Raw genomic sequence first — 16,401 nt, forward strand, 5'->3', positions numbered from 1 at the left:
CCTGTTTGAAACCGTGTCGCTGTCTCTGGGCGCTATTGTTGAGACCTTGGGAGGGCGACTGTTGGGTCCGTCCGACATGCAAGTGTCGGGATTGGCGCCTTTGCTCAGTGCGCAGCCCGACCAGATCAGTTTCCTCAGCCAAGCCCGTTACCAAAGCCAACTGGCCAACAGCTTGGCAGGCTGCGTGATTGTGAGCCCGGCGTTAGAGGCCCAGGTGATCCAGCGCCCTGCGGCCATCGTGACCGATGACCCTTATGTGTACTTCGCCCGCTTGACCCGTTTGTGGAAGCGAGCGCTGCCCCAGCCTTCAGGACCCAGGATCCACCCGAGTGCGGTGATCGATCCCGAGGCCCATATCGCCGAGGATGCTGTGATTGGCCCTTTGTGCGTGGTTGAGCGCGGTGCCGTGGTGGGCCCCGGTACATGGCTGAAGTCCCGAGTCACAGTGGGTGAAGACTGCAAAATCGGGGCGCGCTGCCTGGTGCACTCGGGCGTGGTCATTGGCGCAGACGGTTTTGGGTTTGCCCCCCACCAGGGCCAGTGGGAAAAAATAGAGCAACTCGGTGCTGTGCGCATTGGCAACGATGTGGAAATCGGGGCCAACACCTGCATTGACCGAGGGGCCTTGGAGGACACGGTCATTGAAGAAGGCGTCAAACTCGACAACCTGATTCAGATTGGCCACAACGTGCACGTTGGCAAGCACACGGCCATGGCCGGGTGCGTTGGCGTGGCTGGCAGTGCCAAGATTGGTGCTCACTGCACTGTGGGCGGCGGCGCCGTGGTGCTGGGGCATCTGAGCCTGGCCGACCATGTGCACATTTCTGCGGCGTCGGTGGTCACGCGTTCCATCTCGCAACCCGGCCACTACACCGGGATGTTTCCGCTGGACAGCAATGCCAATTGGGAAAAAAACGCCGCCAGCCTCAAACAATTGTCCCGCTTGCGCGATCGCATCAAAGCCCTCGAGGCGGACATTCAAAACGACAAGGAAAATTGACCATGATGGACATTCACAAAATTCTCAAGCAGCTGCCGCACCGCTACCCGTTTTTGCTGGTGGACCGTGTGCTGGAGCTCGAAAAAGGCGTGCGCATCAAGGCTTTGAAGAACGTCACAATCAATGAGCCATTTTTCACAGGCCATTTCCCTCACCGTCCGGTCATGCCTGGCGTGCTGATGCTGGAGGCCTTGGCCCAAGCGGCCGCGTTGTTGTCTTTTGATACCTTGGACGCCGCGCCCGATGACAACACGGTCTATTATTTTGCGGGCATTGACGGCGCGCGTTTCAAGCGTCCGGTCGAGCCTGGCGATCAATTGACGCTGGATGTGCAGCTGGACCGCATGAAGGCTGGAATTTTCAAGTTCAAGGCCCAGGCCAAGGTGGGTGACGAGCTGGCCTGCGAAGCTGAATTGATGTGCACCATGCGCAAAATTGCCTGAGGACCTATGGCGACTATCCATTCCACCGCTTTGGTCGATCCGGCCGCCCAGCTGGACGCCTCCGTGACCGTTGGTCCTTACACCCTCATTGGCCCGAATGTGGTCATCGGTGCTGGCTCCACGGTGGGCTCGCATTGCACGATCGAGGGCCATACCACCATCGGACAGAACAACCACATCCACAGCTACACCTCCTTGGGCGCTGCGCCGCAGGACAAAAAATACGCGGGTGAACCCACCCGTTTGGTGATCGGCGACGGCAACACCATTCGGGAGTTTTGCACTTTCAATGCCGGCACCGTCAACGGCGGTGGCGTGACCCGGGTGGGTGATGACAACCTGTTCATGGCGTATGTCCATTTGGCGCACGATTGCCACATTGGCAGCCACACCATTTTTGCCAACAACTCGCAATTGGCGGGTCACGTGGTGGTGGGCGACTGGGTCATCCTCGGCGGCTTCACTGTGGTGCGCCAGTTTTTGCGGCTGGGGGCGCACAGCTTCACGGCCATGTGCACTTTGCTGTTTGCCGACCTCCCGCCCTATGTGACATGTCAGGGCCAGCCCGCTTCAGCCCGCACCGTGAACGCCGAAGGTTTGCGTCGCCGCGGTTATTCGCCGACCCAAATCGCTGCCGTGCGGGCCATGCACAAAGCCCTTTACCGCGAAAACCTCACTCTGGAAGCCTCCAAAGAACGCATCTTGCAAATCGCCAAGGATAAACCGGAGGTTCAGGCCGACGTCGACATGATGCTGGACTTTTTGGCGGGCGTTTCGCCCAAAGTGGGCATTGTGCGTTCGCGTCGTCGGTCGGTCGATTGAACAACCCAAGGGTCAGGACTTTCCTGGCCCGAGCATGAAAGGAGGGCCATGTGGCCCTGTTGCGTTGCGCCGTCATTGGCGTTGGTTATCTGGGCAAGTTTCATGCTCAAAAGTACGCCAAAATTCCCGAGTGTCAGCTCGTCGCGGTGGTAGACAGTCGGCAGGATCAGGCCGAGCTTGTCGCCGGCTCCTTGGGCTGTGCGGCGCTGACAGACTACAAGTCCTTGATCGGTCAGGTCGACGCGGTCTCCATCGTGGTGCCCACCCAAGGTCATTACGAAGTGTGTGCCGAGTTTCTGCGGGCCGGTGTGCATGTTTTGGTTGAAAAGCCCATGACCACCACCCTGGAGCAGGCCGATGCACTGATCCGCCTGGCGAAAGAAAACCAATGCGTGTTGGCGGTGGGGCATCTGGAGCGATTCAATCCGGCCGCCCTGGCGCTGGAGCCCTTGTTGTCCAACCCTCGATTCATTGACAGCTCGCGCTTGGCTCCGTTCAAGCCACGCGCCACCGATGTGAGTGTGCTGTTGGATTTGATGATCCACGATGTGGATTTGATCCTGTCGCTGGTCGACAGCGAGCTGGAAAGTGTGGAATGTTCTGGGGCGCGGGTGTTGACATCCGACATCGACATTGCCAATGCACGGATTCGCTTTGCCAACGGTTGCGTGGCCAATGTGACCGCCAGTCGCGTGAGCGCCAAGAGCGAGCGCAAAATGCGTGTCTTCCAACATCAGGCTTGCCATTCCTTGGACTTCCAGGCCCGGACCTTGACGACCTACCGCGGTGCCACCACGCCTCTGTCCGATCCCGAACAGGCCATTGAGCGGCACGAGCAGTCGTTTGGCGAGGCCGATCCTTTGTTTTCCGAAATCCTCGACTTTGTCGAGAGCATTCGGCAAGGCCGCCCACCCAAGGTGAGCGGTGAAGCTGGTCGCCGTGCGTTGGAGGCTGTTCAGCGCATCACCGAAGCCACCCGACTGATTTCCTGATTTTCCGAACATTTGAAAGGACCGCCATGCCCATCCCTATGGTCGATCTGGTCGCTCAGTACCGCGATCTCCAGCCTCAGTTGGAACCTGCATTTTTGAAAGCCTTAACGGCTGCGCAGTTCATTTTGGGCCCCAACGTTCAAGCTTTTGAAAAAGAGGCGGCGGACTACCTGGGTGTCGCCCACGCCATCACTTGTGCCAACGGCACCGATGCATTGCACTTGGCCTTGTTGGCTGCGGGCATTGGGCCTGGCGACGAAGTGATCACCACGCCTTTCACATTCATCGCCACCGCAGAGGCCATTGCATATGTGGGGGCCAAAGCCGTATTTGTGGACATCGATCCCTGCACCTTCAACATCGACGTGGCGCAGGCCCAGCGCGCCATCACCGCCAAGACCAAGGCCTTGTTGCCGGTGCATTTGTTTGGACAGCCCGCCAATTTGGCGCCTTTGATGGCCTTGGCCAAAGAACACCAGCTTCAATTGGTGGAAGACTGCGCACAATCTTTTGGTGCCGACATCGGTGGCATCCAGACTGGCGCAATGGGTGATGTGGCAGCTTTCAGCTTTTTCCCCAGTAAAAATTTAGGCTGCTTTGGTGACGGCGGTATGGTCACAACGCAGTCGGACGACATGGCGGAAACTCTGCGCATGCTTCGCAACCACGGCAGCAAGGTGCGCTATTACCACGACATCGTGGGTTACAACAGCCGACTTGATGAACTGCAGGCCGTGGTGCTGCGGGCCAAGCTGCCGTTGATTGACCATTACAACCAAGAGCGTCGCCGCGTTGCCCACCGGTACAACGCTGGCTTGTGTTTGCTGAACTTGCAAACGCCCTGCGAAGATGGCGTGGGCTTGCATGTGTTCCACCAGTACACCGTGTTGACCGATGACCGTGCGGCCATTCAACAGGCTTTGACTGAGCACAAAATCGCCAGCGCTGTTTATTACCCCGTGCCTTTGCACCAGCAAAAGGTGTTTGCCGGTATTTCTGCGGGGACCCATTTCCCAGTCACCGAGTCGGTGGCGCAGCGCTGCTTGTCGCTCCCGATCTATCCTGAGCTGAGCAACGAAGCCATCGACGAGGTGTGCGGCGTGATTCGCCAGGCTTTGAAGGCGTGATGCCAGACGCACGGCCTACAGCGACCCTGGTCACACCAGACTTGCGTGTGAGCATGGTGGCGGCCGAGCGTTCGGGCGACATGCTCGCGGCCTTGTTGTTGCAAGGCATGCAAAAAACCTGGCCTCTGTTGCGAGCTTCAGGCATTGGCGGGCCGCAGATGGATGCGACCGGTTTTGTGTCGCGCTGGTCATGTGACGAGCTGTCGGTGCGCGGTTTGGTGGAAGCACTTTGGCGTTACCGCCACATCAATGGTATCCGGCAGGCCTTGATCCAAAATTTGCTGTCCTCTCCCCCTGATCTGTTTGTGGGTGTGGATGCTTCCGATTTCAACTTGCCCGTGGAGCGCTTGCTGCGGCAAAAAGGCGTGCCCACTGTTCAGTTGGTGTGTCCCTCGATTTGGGCTTGGCGTCCGGAGCGTGTCCAAAAAATCCGTGACAGCGTGGACCATGTCCTGTGCATTTACCCTTTCGAGCCGGAATTGTTGGCCCAACATGGTATTGACGGCACGTTTGTCGGTCACCCGGTGGCCGATGTGATTGCAATGGAGCCCGACCGTTTGCATGCGCGTCAAACCTTGGGCTTGCCTGCAGAGGGCACCGTCGTGGCCTTGCTGCCGGGCAGTCGACCTTCAGAGGTGAAGGGTTTGGCCTTGCCCTTTTTGGAGGCGGCCCGGCTCATGCACACACAAAGACCCGATTTGCAGTTTGTGCTGCCGACCCACGGCCCATTGAAGGACCTGGTCGAGGCGGCCATCGCCCAGGCCGGCATGCAGGCGCATGTCCACTTGGTGATGGGCCGTTCGCACGACGTGCAGGCGGCTTGTGATGTGGCTTTGGTGGCCAGTGGCACGGCCACGCTGGAGACCGCTTTGCACAAACGCCCCATGGTCATCGCCTACAAAATGCAATGGCTTTCCTGGCAAATTGCCAACCGCCAGCGCTTGTTGCCTTGGGTGGGATTGCCCAATATTTTGTGCAACGAAGGCTTGGTGCCCGAGTTCTTGCAGGAGCAGGTGCAGCCCCAAGCATTGGCCCAAGCTGTTTTGCGTTGGCTGGACGATCCAGCAGCGGTGGCGAAAATCCAGCAGCGATTTAACGACCTGCACCTTCAACTGCGTTTGGACATGCCGACGCTGGCCAGCCATGCGATCCAAAAAGTCCTTGCTGCTTGAGCAAACAACCTTGAACTGGGAGACCCATGGCCTGGTGGCCGGGGTGGACGAGGCCGGGCGCGGACCCTTGGCGGGCCCCGTGGTGGCCGCCGCTGTGATCTTGGACGATTTGAACCCCATTCGCGGGTTGAACGATTCCAAAAAACTCACGGCCAAGCGCCGCGAGGCCTTGTTTGACGAGATCCGGGCGCGAGCCCTGTGTTTTGCGATTGCGGAGGCGAGCGTGCAGGAAATTGACCAAATCAACATCCTGCAAGCCACACTGCTGGCCATGAAACGGGCGGTAGAGGCTTTGCGTTTGCCGCCCAAGTTGGTCAGGGTCGATGGCAACCGCTTGCCCACCTTGTCCATTCGTGCCGAAGCCATCGTTCAAGGCGATGCTTTGGTGCCTGCCATCTCGGCGGCTTCCATTTTGGCCAAGGTACACCGTGACCGCTTGTGCGACGCGATGCACGAGCGGTACCCTTTGTACGGTTTTGACCAGCATAAGGGCTATGGCACAGCGCAGCATTTGGCCGCATTGCGAGCGCATGGCCCGGCCGCCTGTCACCGCATGACATTTGCCCCGGTGGCCAGGAGTGTGCGATGAAATCGATCAGCTCGCGGGACAATCCGCAGCTCAAAATTTGGCGGCGTTTGGCTCAGGACAGCACGGCTTACCGCAAGTCGGGGCAGTTCTGGTTGGAAGGCGATCACCTGTGCCGAGCTGCCTTGGAGCGTGGTGTGCATCCGCTGCAGGTGGTATTGAGCGAGTCATTTCAAGCCGAGCAGGGTGGCCAATGGCTGGGGCTGACCGATCAGGTGTTTGTGGTGCCCGATGCCTTGTTTGCCAGCCTCAGTGGCTTGGAGTCTCCGGCCCGCATGGGTTTTGTGGTGCCGTGGCAGGCTGCCCATCAGGTGCTGCCCGATGCGGCCACCGTGGTGCTGGACCGTTTGCAGGACGCGGGCAATGTCGGTGCCATCTTGCGCTGTGCGTCGGCTTTCGGTTACCGCCAGGTGCTGGCCATCAAGGGCACAGCAGCCTTGTGGTCACCGAAGGTGCTGCGAGCGGGCATGGGGGCGCATTGGGGTCTGCACCTGGTCGAAGCGCTCAGCGAGGCCGATGTGGCTGCTTTGCAGGTGCCCTTGCTCACCACCAGCTCCCACGAGGGGCCTTTTTTGCATGCCTTGTTGCAAGCGCGGGAGTTGCCCCAAATTTGTGCATGGGTCTTCGGGCACGAAGGGCAGGGGGTTAGCCCTGGCTTGATGGCCATGGCTCAGTATCCGGTTCGCATTGCCCAGCCTGGCGGTGAAGAATCCCTCAATGTGGCCACGGCAGCGGCCATTTGCCTGCACGCCAGCGCCACCGCAGGACCTTGAACCCATGGGCGCTCAGGGTCAGGGTCAGCGCGCGTGATTTGTCAGGGTTTACTAGCGGTCCTCAGCTATAATGAGAGGCTTTCCCGCATCAACCTGTACGCCACAGTCCATCCCAGGCCCAATCCTCGAACAAGCAGCCAAAAAGAGATCCCATCTCTGGTGAGTGCTGAGGCGTACCCGAACTATTCCGGAGAACCCAGTGCTTTTGTCTCTTCAGGGAACCTTCCCGCCCGCCATTTTGGCGCTTGCAGACGGCACGGTCTTTATCGGCAATTCGATCGGAGCCACCGGCTCTACCGTCGGCGAAGTGGTGTTCAACACCTCGCTCACCGGTTACCAAGAAATCCTCACCGACCCCAGTTATTGCCAGCAGATCGTCACTTTGACGTACCCGCACATCGGCAACTACGGCGTCAACGTGGAAGACATCGAATCCGACAAAGTCCATGCCGCTGGTCTGATCATCAAAGACTTGCCTTTGGTGGCGAGCAATTTCCGCTCCAGCCAAAATCTGTCGTCCTACCTTGTTGAAGCCGGCACCGTTGCCATCGCCAACATCGACACCCGCCAACTCACCCGCATCTTGCGCACCCAGGGTGCCCAAAACGGTGCCATTGTGGGTTTGGCCAAAGGCCAAGTTGTTACCCAAGCGCTCATTGACCAAGCAATTGCCGCAGCAAAGTCGGCCCCCCGCATGGCGGGCCTCGATTTGGCGCAGAAAGTCACTGTGGCCCGTCCTTACGACTGGACCCAAACCGAGTGGCAACTGGGTAATGGCTATGGCACCCTGACAAGCCCCAAGTTCCATGTGGTGGCCTATGACTTTGGCGTGAAGAAAAACATCTTGCGCATGCTGGCTGAACGCGGCTGCAAAGTCACGGTGGTCCCCGCCAAAACTTCTGCTGCGGATGTCCTCAAACACCAGCCCGATGGCATCTTTTTGTCGAACGGCCCTGGCGACCCACAGCCTTGCGACTACGCCATTGCGGCGGCAGCCGAGTTGATCGAGACGGGTATCCCCACTTTTGGAATTTGCCTGGGTCACCAGATCATGGCCCTGGCCAGCGGTGCCAAAACCTTCAAGATGAAGTTTGGCCACCATGGCGCGAACCATCCCGTGAAAGACCTCGACTCCGGTCGCGTGTCCATCACCAGCCAGAACCACGGTTTTGCGGTGGACGAAAAGTCCTTGCCCGCCAACTTGCGTGCCACGCACGTGTCCTTGTTTGACGGCACCTTGCAGGGGCTGGCCCGCACCGACAAGCCCGCGTTTTGCTTCCAGGGACACCCTGAAGCGTCGCCCGGCCCACACGACATTGCTTACCTCTTTGACCGCTTCATCAACTTGATGGAGACAAAATAATGCCTAAGCGCACCGACCTCAAAAGCATCCTCATCATTGGCGCGGGCCCGATCATCATTGGTCAGGCTTGCGAGTTCGACTACTCTGGCGTGCAGGCTTGCAAAGCCTTGCGCGAAGAGGGCTACAAAGTCATCCTGATCAACAGCAACCCTGCCACGATCATGACCGACCCGGCCACGGCCGATGTGACCTACATTGAGCCCATCACCTGGCAGACGGTCGAGAAGATCATCGCCAAGGAGCGCCCCGATGCCATCTTGCCCACCATGGGCGGACAGACCGCACTCAATTGCGCTTTGGACCTCTGGCACAACGGTGTGCTCGAAAAATACAAGGTGGAACTGATTGGCGCGACACCCGAAGCCATCGACAAAGCCGAAGACCGTCTGAAGTTCAAGGACGCCATGACCAAGATCGGCCTGGGTTCGGCCCGCTCGGGCATTGCCCACAGCATGGAAGAAGCCTGGGACGTGCAAAAGACCCTGGGTTTTCCCACCGTCATTCGCCCCAGCTTCACCTTGGGCGGTACAGGCGGCGGCATTGCCTACAACCCCGAAGAATTTGAAGTCATTTGCAAGCGCGGTTTGGAGGCTTCTCCCACCACCGAGCTGTTGATTGAAGAATCCTTGCTCGGCTGGAAAGAGTACGAGATGGAAGTGGTGCGCGACAAAGCGGACAACTGCATCATCGTGTGCTCCATCGAAAACTTGGACCCCATGGGCGTGCACACGGGCGACTCGATCACCGTGGCTCCAGCCCAGACCTTGACCGACAAGGAATACCAGATCTTACGCAATGCCTCTTTGGCCGTCTTGCGTGAAATCGGTGTCGATACCGGTGGATCGAACGTGCAGTTCTCCATCAACCCCAAAGACGGCCGCATGGTCGTGATCGAGATGAACCCCCGCGTCTCGCGCTCGTCGGCCTTGGCTTCCAAAGCCACAGGTTTCCCGATCGCCAAGGTGGCCGCCAAGTTGGCTGTGGGTTACACGCTCGATGAGTTGCGCAACGACATCACGGGCGGCGCTACGCCTGCCTCCTTCGAGCCATCGATCGACTACGTGGTCACCAAGATCCCGCGTTTTGCGTTCGAGAAATTCCCGACAGCCGACAGCCGTTTGACCACCCAGATGAAGTCGGTGGGCGAGGTGATGGCCATGGGCCGCACCTTCCAGGAATCCTTCCAGAAAGCCCTGCGCGGCTTGGAAGTGGGCGTGGACGGCATGAACGAAAAAACCCAAGACCGCGAAGTGCTGGAAAAAGAGCTGGGCGAGCCCGGCCCTGAGCGCATCTGGTATGTGGGCGATGCCTTTGCCATGGGCCTGAGAGTGGACGAGGTGTTCGCCTTGACCAAAATCGACCCTTGGTTCTTGGTGCAGATCGAAGAAATCGTCAAGATCGAGCTGGAACTGGAAACCACCACGCTGGAAGCCATCACGGCCGAAGAGTTGCGCGCGCTCAAGAAAAAGGGCTTCTCTGACCGCCGCTTGGCCAAGCTGCTCAAGACCACCGAGCATGTGGTGCGTGCCCGTCGTCATGCCCTGAACATCCGCCCCGTCTACAAGCGCGTGGACACTTGCGCGGCCGAGTTCTCGACCGACACCGCCTACATGTACTCGTGCTACGAAGGGAATGGCGACGCCTTTGGCGTGGGAGCCGGCGAGTGCGAAGCCGAACCCACCAACAACAAAAAGATCATGGTGCTGGGCGGTGGTCCGAACCGCATTGGCCAAGGTATTGAGTTCGATTACTGCTGCGTGCATGCGGCACTTGCCATGCGCGAGGATGGTTATGAAACCATCATGGTCAACTGCAACCCCGAGACCGTGTCGACCGATTACGACACTTCGGACCGTTTGTACTTTGAGCCGGTAACCCTTGAGGACGTGCTCGAAATCGTGGACAAAGAAAAGCCGACGGGCGTCATCGTGCAATACGGCGGTCAAACGCCTTTGAAATTGGCGCTGGACCTGGAAGCTGCGGGCGTGCCCATCATCGGCACCAGCCCCGACATGATCGACGCGGCCGAAGACCGCGAGCGTTTCCAGAAGCTGCTGCAAAATTTGGGTCTGCGGCAGCCACCGAACGCCACGGCGCGCACCGAGTCCGAAGCCTTGGAAAAAGCCGCCGCCTTGGGTTACCCCTTGGTGGTGCGCCCCAGTTATGTGCTGGGTGGCCGCGCCATGGAAATCGTGCACGAGCAACGCGACCTGGAGCGCTACATGCGTGAAGCGGTCAAGGTGTCGCACGACTCGCCTGTGCTGTTGGACCGCTTCTTGAACGATGCGATCGAATGCGATGTGGATTGCCTGCGTGACCCCGAAGGCAAGACCTTCATCGGTGGCGTGATGGAGCACATCGAGCAAGCTGGCGTGCACAGCGGCGACTCGGCTTGCTCGCTGCCACCCTACTCTTTGTCGCCTGCGACCGTGGGCGAACTCAAGCGCCAATCGGCCGCGATGGCGGGTGCTTTGAATGTGGTCGGCTTGATGAACGTGCAGTTCGCCATCCAGCATGTGGATGGCCAAGACGTGATCTACGTGCTGGAAGTCAACCCCCGCGCTTCACGCACCGTGCCTTATGTCTCCAAAGCCACGGGCATCCAGTTGGCCAAGGTGGCGGCGCGTTGCATGGCGGGCCAGACTCTGGCGTCGCAAGGCATCACCCATGAGGTCACGCCCCCTTATTTCAGCGTGAAAGAAGCCGTCTTCCCCTTTGTGAAGTTCCCCGGTGTGGACACCATCCTCGGCCCCGAGATGAAATCCACGGGCGAAGTCATGGGCGTTGGCAAGACCTTTGGCGAGGCTTTTGTGAAGAGCCAAATGGGCGCGGGCACCAAGCTGCCACGTCCCACCAAAGCCGATGGCACGTCTGCGGACAAGGTATTCATCTCGGTGAAAAACAACGACAAGGCGCGTGCCATCGAAGTGGCTCGCCAGTTGGTGGCCCAAGGCTTTGAGCTGGTGGCGACCAAGGGGACAGCTGTTGCGATCCAGGCCGCAGGCGTGGCCTGTGCCACGGTGAACAAAGTGACCGAAGGCCGCCCGCACATCGTGGACATGATCAAGAACAACGAAGTGGTGCTGGTCATCAACACGGTCGAAGAGCGCCGCAATGCGATCGCCGATTCGCGCCACATCCGCACCTCGGCCTTGCTCAACCGCGTCACCACCTTCACAACCATCGCAGGCGCAGAAGCGGCTGTGGAAGGCATGAAGTACATGGACCAGCTGGACGTGATTTCCATTCAGGAAATGCACGCGCAACTGGCGGCCTGAACCCTGGCCTGTAGCTCTGTGCCCCTGTCAGGGTGCAGGGCATAATGCTGTCAATGACCGCCGAGTTTCAAAACTCGGCGGTTTGCTTTTGGAGAACAGAACATGTCAACCATCCCGATCACCAAACGTGGTGCTGAAAAACTCAAGGACGAGTTGCACCGCCTCAAAACGGTGGACCGCCCCGGCGTGATCCAGGCCATTGCTGAAGCGCGTGCCCAAGGCGACCTGAGTGAGAACGCCGAATACGATGCGGCCAAAGACCGTCAGGGCTTCATTGAAGGCCGGATTCAGGAAATCGAAGGCAAACTCTCCGCCGCGCAGATCATCGACCCGGTATCGGTGGATGCGGGCGGGCGTGTGGTGTTTGGCACCACCGTCGAGTTGGAAGACGAGAGTTCGGGTGAGGCTGTGACCTACCAGATCGTGGGCGAGGACGAGGCCGATTTGAAACTGGGCCTGATCAACATCAGCAGCCCGATTGCACGCGCCTTGATCGGCAAGGAAGAGGGCGATGTGGCCGAAGTTCAGGCACCAGGTGGCGTGCGCCGCTACGAGATCGTGGGCGTGTCTTACGTTTGAGTCTAAACAAAGGCCGCTGTTGGGCGGCCTTTGTGGGTGTTGTCAGCCCGATGCGGGCGGTTCGCTGTCAGTCGTGGCGACCTTTTTTGACCGATTTTTGCTTGGGCTTGGCCCGCTTGATCTGTCCGCCTGCGGCCAGGCGCTGGTTGCCCAGCACACGAACGGTTTTGACTTCTGGTCGTTGGCCGCCGCGTGAGCTGTATTTGAGGATCTTGAAGTCGCGTGGTCCGGCTTTGCGGTCTTCGTCGTGTTCTTTGACTTTTTCAGGCTGTGGCCGCCAAAGGATCAGCAGTTTGCCAATGTGCTGAATGGGCGCGGCGCTGAGTTGATCGGCCAATTGGGTGAACATGGCTTCACGTGCGGCACGGTCATCGCCCAGGACGCGGATCTTGATCAGGCCGTGGGCGTTCAGGGCCGCTTCGGTTTCCTTGATGACGGCTGGGGTCAGACCATCACCGCCGATCATGACGACCGGGTCGAGGTGGTGGGCATCGGCGCGAAAAACTTTGCGCTCGGCAGGTGTGAGTTGTATTTGGGGCATCCCCGTATTATCCCCGCAAGGACGCAAAAGAATGAAAGTCAAAACCAAAAGTAAAAAGGTCAACAAAGCGTGGTTGAACGACCATGTGAATGACACCTATGTGAAGCTGGCCCTCAAAGAGGGTTACCGGGCGCGGGCAGCTTACAAACTCAAGGAAATCGACGAAACACTCGGCTTGATTCACCCTGGCGATCTGGTGGTGGACCTGGGCTCGGCCCCGGGGGCTTGGAGCCAGTACCTGCGCCGACGTTTGTCACCGGATGGCGCGGCGGTGGGCGAGCTCAATGGCTGCATCATCGCTCTGGACATCTTGCCCATGGCCCCGGTGGAGGGGGTGCAGTTCATTCAGGGAGATTTTCGTGAAAACGAGGTGGCGACCCTGCTTGAGGTCGCATTGCAAGGGCGGCAGGCCGACGTGGTGGTGTCCGACATGGCCCCCAATCTGTCGGGCATCGAGTCGTCGGATGCGGCGCGGATCATGCACCTGATCGAGTTGGCCGTGGAATTTGCCCAAAATCACATGAAGCCGCAGGGCGCTTTGGTGGTCAAGGTCTTTCACGGCAGCGGTTACAGCCAAATCGTCAAGATGTTCAAGGAGACTTTCAAGGTGGTCAAGCCGATCAAGCCCAAATCCTCCCGGGACAAATCTTCGGAGACTTTTTTGGTGGGCATGGGCCTGATTCACGGGGCTTGATGCCTTAATTCCCAGCTTTTAGAGGGCCAAAACCCCCTGAATCTCTTGTTTGGGCTTCTGGCAGGCCTAGAATGGTGACAGTCATTTATTTCGATTGGAGTCTCTCTTGAATAACCCTTGGTTTTCCAAAATTGCCGTCTGGATGGTGATTGCCATGGTGCTGTTCACCTTGTTCAAGCAATTTGACAACCGTGGTGTCGCTGGTGCGAATGCCATTGGCTATTCAGATTTCCTCGAAGAGGTTCGCGGTAACCGGATCAAGAGCGCCACCATTTCCGAGAGCCCTGGTGGCACAGAGATTGTTGCCATCACCAACGACGACCGCCGCATCAAAACGACGGCCACTTACCTGGACCGTGGTCTGGTGGGCGACCTGATCAACAGTGGCGTGAAGTTCGACGTCAAGCCCCGTGAGGAGGGTTCCTTGCTCATGACCTTGCTGGTCAGCTGGGGTCCGATGCTGCTCCTGATTGGCGTGTGGGTGTATTTCATGCGCCAGATGCAAGGCGGCGGCAAGGGTGGAGCGTTCAGTTTTGGCAAGTCCAAGGCCCGCATGATGGACGAAAACAACAACAACACCACTTTTGCGGATGTGGCCGGTTGTGACGAAGCCAAAGAAGAAGTCAAAGAGGTGGTGGATTTCCTGAAGGATCCTCAACGCTTTCAGAAATTGGGCGGTCGCATTCCCCGCGGTTTGCTGTTGGTGGGGCCCCCCGGAACCGGTAAGACCCTGCTGGCCAAAAGCATCGCCGGTGAAGCCAAAGTGCCATTTTTCAGCATCTCGGGTTCTGATTTTGTTGAAATGTTTGTGGGTGTGGGTGCATCCCGCGTTCGCGACATGTTTGAAAACGCCAAAAAGAACGCACCTTGCATCATTTTCATTGACGAAATCGATGCGGTCGGCCGCCAGCGTGGCGCAGGCCTGGGCGGCGGCAACGACGAACGCGAGCAAACCCTCAACCAGATGCTCGTCGAGATGGATGGCTTTGAAACCAATCTGGGGGTGATCGTTGTGGCGGCCACCAACCGGCCAGACATTCTGGACGCAGCCTTGCTGCGCCCCGGCCGTTTTGACCGTCAGGTTTATGTGACCTTGCCCGACATCCGGGGTCGCGAGCAAATCCTGAACGTGCACATGCGCAAAGTCCCGATCGGACAGGACGTGAATGCGGCCGTGATCGCACGTGGTACGCCCGGCATGAGCGGCGCCGATCTGGCCAACCTGTGCAACGAAGCGGCCTTGATGGCGGCACGTCGCAACGCCCGCGTGGTGGAGATGGTCGACTTTGAAAAGGCCAAAGACAAGATCCTGATGGGCCCCGAGCGCAAGAGCATGGTCATGCCCGAGGAAGAGCGCCGCAACACGGCCTACCACGAAGCAGGGCACGCCCTCATCGGCAATTTGCTGCCCAAGTGCGATCCTGTGCACAAGGTCACCATCATTCCCCGTGGCCGCGCCTTGGGCGTGACCATGAGCTTGCCCGAGAAGGACCGCTACAGCTACGACAAGGAGTTCATGCTCAACCAGATCAGCATGCTGTTTGGTGGGCGCATTGCCGAGGAAGTGTTCATGCACCAGATGACCACGGGCGCGAGCAACGACTTCGAGCGTGCCACCTCCATTGCCCGTGACATGGTCATGCGTTACGGCATGACCGATGCCCTGGGTCCGATGGTGTATGCCGAAAACGAAGGCGAAGTGTTTCTGGGCCGCTCGGTCACCAAGACCACCAACATGAGCGAGTCCACCATGCAAAAGGTGGATCTCGAGGTGCGCCGCATCATCGACGAGCAGTACAGCTTGGCACGCCGTTTGATTGAGGAACACAGCGCCCAGATGCACGCCATGGCCAAGGCCTTGCTCGAGTGGGAAACCATCGACAAAGACCAGATCGCTGACATCATGGCGGGCCGTGATCCTTTGCCTCCCAAGGACTGGACACCCCGCACGCCGCCATCGGGTGGCGGCAACGGCGGCGGGACCCCCGCGGTTCAGCCAGAGCCAGCCACCACGGCGGCTTGATTCTTCAAGATCCGCCATCAAGAGCGGGGCCTTCGGGCCCCGTTTTTCATGGAATCACCTTGATGGACGCTTCCAACGCCCCCCCCATGACAGCCATGCGCTGGCAAACCACCCGCTTTGATCTCGAGCTGTCGCAGCCTCAGGTCATGGGCATTGTCAACCTCACGCCCGACTCTTTCTCGGACGGTGGACAAAATGCCGACCTGGCCCAAGCCTTGCGCCATGCCGAGCAACTGTTGAGCCACGGCGCTGACATATTGGACATCGGTGCCGAGTCCACCCGTCCGGGCGCTGCGGTGGTGCCTTGGGCGCAGGAATTGGCGCGCCTTGAACCTTTTTTGCGTGAGGTTGTACGCTGGCAGGTTCCCATTTCTGTGGACACCAGCAAACCCCAAGTGATGCAGGCGGTGCTCGATTGGGGCGTCGACATCATCAACGACATCTGGGCTTTGCGACAGCCGGGTGCCGAGCAGGTGGTGGTGGCACACCCGAGCTGCGGCGTGTGTTTGATGCACATGCACCGAGACCCCCAAACCATGCAAATTGAACCGATGACGGGCGATGCGCCGAAACAGGTCGAAATTTTTTTGCAAGAACGTGTGGCCACTCTTTTGCATGCAGGAGTGTCCGCGTCCAGACTGGTGCTCGACCCCGGCATCGGCTTTGGCAAAACGGTGGCGCAAAATTTCCAACTGCTGGCCAGGCAGGCGGATTTGTTGCGCTTGGGACGACCTGTGTTGGCGGGGTGGTCCAGGAAATCGGCTTTGGGTGCGGCGCTGACCCAAGATGGGCAAGTGCCGCAACCGGCCCAAAGGCAGGTGGCCAGTGTGGCTGCAGCTTTGCTCGCGGTGGAGCGGGGCGCCTCTGTGGTTCGGGTGCACGATGTCAAGGAAACGGCGGACGCTCTCAAGATCTGGCGTGCCATGCGCCAGAGCGGTACTGCGTCTTGACGCACGGAAAACGATGGCTCGTCAGTTTTCGGACGTGATGCGCCAGCTAAAATTCTTT

15 protein-coding genes are annotated in these 16,401 nt (G+C 59.0%); 14 read left to right on the plus strand and 1 reads right to left on the minus strand.

Features of this window, described 5'->3' with window-relative positions; genetic code table 11:
- Positions 1 to 13 precede the first annotated feature (13 nt).
- The 11 genes from lpxD (at position 14) to greA (ending at position 12,135) form a co-directional block, all read left to right on the plus strand.
- A complete protein-coding gene (lpxD, locus tag LHAB_RS10745) occupies positions 14 to 1,000 on the plus strand; it encodes a UDP-3-O-(3-hydroxymyristoyl)glucosamine N-acyltransferase (RefSeq protein WP_090046179.1) in 987 nt (328 codons plus the stop codon).
- A gap of 2 nt (positions 1,001 to 1,002) precedes the next feature.
- The gene (gene fabZ, locus LHAB_RS10750) at positions 1,003 to 1,443 is read left to right on the plus strand and encodes a 3-hydroxyacyl-ACP dehydratase FabZ (protein WP_090046181.1); all 441 of its coding nucleotides are present in this window, start codon (positions 1,003 to 1,005) and stop codon (positions 1,441 to 1,443) included.
- A 6-nt stretch (positions 1,444 to 1,449) separates the two neighbouring features.
- The gene (gene lpxA / locus LHAB_RS10755; protein WP_090046183.1) at positions 1,450 to 2,265 is read left to right on the plus strand and encodes an acyl-ACP--UDP-N-acetylglucosamine O-acyltransferase; all 816 of its coding nucleotides are present in this window, start codon (positions 1,450 to 1,452) and stop codon (positions 2,263 to 2,265) included.
- Between the two features lie 50 nt (positions 2,266 to 2,315).
- Positions 2,316 to 3,257: a Gfo/Idh/MocA family protein gene (locus LHAB_RS10760; RefSeq protein WP_090046185.1), complete on the plus strand. Its 942-nt coding sequence runs from the start codon at positions 2,316 to 2,318 to the stop codon at positions 3,255 to 3,257.
- A gap of 26 nt (positions 3,258 to 3,283) precedes the next feature.
- On the plus strand, positions 3,284 to 4,384 hold the full coding sequence (locus LHAB_RS10765) for a DegT/DnrJ/EryC1/StrS family aminotransferase (RefSeq protein WP_090046189.1): 1,101 nt from the start codon (positions 3,284 to 3,286) through the stop codon (positions 4,382 to 4,384).
- The gene (gene lpxB, locus LHAB_RS10770) at positions 4,384 to 5,556 is read left to right on the plus strand and encodes a lipid-A-disaccharide synthase (RefSeq protein WP_090046192.1); all 1,173 of its coding nucleotides are present in this window, start codon (positions 4,384 to 4,386) and stop codon (positions 5,554 to 5,556) included. The genes LHAB_RS10765 and lpxB overlap by 1 nt, the downstream gene beginning before the upstream one ends.
- Complete coding sequence (rnhB, locus tag LHAB_RS10775; RefSeq protein WP_090046194.1) at positions 5,528 to 6,145, plus strand: ribonuclease HII; 618 nt, start codon at positions 5,528 to 5,530, stop codon at positions 6,143 to 6,145. Before lpxB ends, rnhB begins: the two co-directional genes overlap by 29 nt.
- On the plus strand, positions 6,142 to 6,915 hold the full coding sequence (locus LHAB_RS10780) for a TrmH family RNA methyltransferase (protein WP_090046197.1): 774 nt from the start codon (positions 6,142 to 6,144) through the stop codon (positions 6,913 to 6,915). Before rnhB ends, LHAB_RS10780 begins: the two co-directional genes overlap by 4 nt.
- Before the next feature lie 199 nt (positions 6,916 to 7,114).
- Positions 7,115 to 8,278, plus strand: coding sequence for a glutamine-hydrolyzing carbamoyl-phosphate synthase small subunit (carA, locus tag LHAB_RS10785; protein WP_194943161.1), 1,164 nt, complete (start codon positions 7,115 to 7,117; stop codon positions 8,276 to 8,278).
- Positions 8,278 to 11,556 carry a carbamoyl-phosphate synthase large subunit gene (gene carB, locus LHAB_RS10790; protein ID WP_090046199.1) on the plus strand — a complete coding sequence of 1,093 codons (3,279 nt, stop codon included), beginning with the start codon at positions 8,278 to 8,280 and terminating at the stop codon, positions 11,554 to 11,556. The genes carA and carB overlap by 1 nt, the downstream gene beginning before the upstream one ends.
- A 102-nt stretch (positions 11,557 to 11,658) precedes the next feature.
- Positions 11,659 to 12,135, plus strand: coding sequence for a transcription elongation factor GreA (gene greA / locus LHAB_RS10795; RefSeq protein ID WP_090046202.1), 477 nt, complete (start codon positions 11,659 to 11,661; stop codon positions 12,133 to 12,135).
- 67 nt (positions 12,136 to 12,202) lie between these two features.
- Here greA and LHAB_RS10800 read toward each other — a convergent pair whose 3' ends face one another.
- Positions 12,203 to 12,676, minus strand: a complete 474-nt coding sequence (locus LHAB_RS10800) for a YhbY family RNA-binding protein (protein ID WP_090046203.1) — start codon at positions 12,674 to 12,676, stop codon at positions 12,203 to 12,205.
- Between the two features lie 31 nt (positions 12,677 to 12,707).
- Here LHAB_RS10800 and LHAB_RS10805 point away from each other — a divergent pair, with 31 nt between their 5' ends.
- From LHAB_RS10805 to folP, 3 genes are all read left to right on the plus strand, one after another.
- Positions 12,708 to 13,370, plus strand: a complete 663-nt coding sequence (locus LHAB_RS10805; RefSeq protein WP_090046206.1) for an RlmE family RNA methyltransferase — start codon at positions 12,708 to 12,710, stop codon at positions 13,368 to 13,370.
- A 106-nt stretch (positions 13,371 to 13,476) separates the two neighbouring features.
- Entirely contained in the window at positions 13,477 to 15,393 is a 1,917-nt protein-coding gene (gene ftsH / locus LHAB_RS10810; RefSeq protein ID WP_090046208.1) for an ATP-dependent zinc metalloprotease FtsH, read from the plus strand.
- A 95-nt stretch (positions 15,394 to 15,488) separates the two neighbouring features.
- Positions 15,489 to 16,343, plus strand: a complete 855-nt coding sequence (gene folP / locus LHAB_RS10815) for a dihydropteroate synthase (RefSeq protein ID WP_090047906.1) — start codon at positions 15,489 to 15,491, stop codon at positions 16,341 to 16,343.
- Positions 16,344 to 16,401 lie beyond the last annotated feature (58 nt).

Source organism: Limnohabitans sp. 2KL-27 (assembly GCF_001269345.1).
In the GTDB taxonomy this organism is placed as follows: Bacteria; Pseudomonadota; Gammaproteobacteria; order Burkholderiales; family Burkholderiaceae_C; genus Limnohabitans_A.

Bases quoted from the DNA above. Each gene is read 5' to 3' on its own strand.
- fabZ (WP_090046181.1), top strand. From the start codon at position 1,003: ATGATGGACATTCACAAAATTCTCAAGCAGCTGCCGCACCGCTACCCG.
- lpxA (WP_090046183.1), top strand. From the start codon at position 1,450: ATGGCGACTATCCATTCCACCGCTTTGGTCGATCCGGCCGCCCAGCTG.
- LHAB_RS10765 (WP_090046189.1), top strand. From the start codon at position 3,284: ATGCCCATCCCTATGGTCGATCTGGTCGCTCAGTACCGCGATCTCCAG.
- lpxB (WP_090046192.1), top strand. From the start codon at position 4,384: ATGCCAGACGCACGGCCTACAGCGACCCTGGTCACACCAGACTTGCGT.
- rnhB (WP_090046194.1), top strand. From the start codon at position 5,528: ATGCGATCCAAAAAGTCCTTGCTGCTTGAGCAAACAACCTTGAACTGG.
- LHAB_RS10780 (WP_090046197.1), top strand. From the start codon at position 6,142: ATGAAATCGATCAGCTCGCGGGACAATCCGCAGCTCAAAATTTGGCGG.
- carB (WP_090046199.1), top strand. From the start codon at position 8,278: ATGCCTAAGCGCACCGACCTCAAAAGCATCCTCATCATTGGCGCGGGC.
- greA (WP_090046202.1), top strand. From the start codon at position 11,659: ATGTCAACCATCCCGATCACCAAACGTGGTGCTGAAAAACTCAAGGAC.
- LHAB_RS10800 (WP_090046203.1), bottom strand. From the start codon at position 12,676: ATGCCCCAAATACAACTCACACCTGCCGAGCGCAAAGTTTTTCGCGCC.
- LHAB_RS10805 (WP_090046206.1), top strand. From the start codon at position 12,708: ATGAAAGTCAAAACCAAAAGTAAAAAGGTCAACAAAGCGTGGTTGAAC.
- folP (WP_090047906.1), top strand. From the start codon at position 15,489: ATGCGCTGGCAAACCACCCGCTTTGATCTCGAGCTGTCGCAGCCTCAG.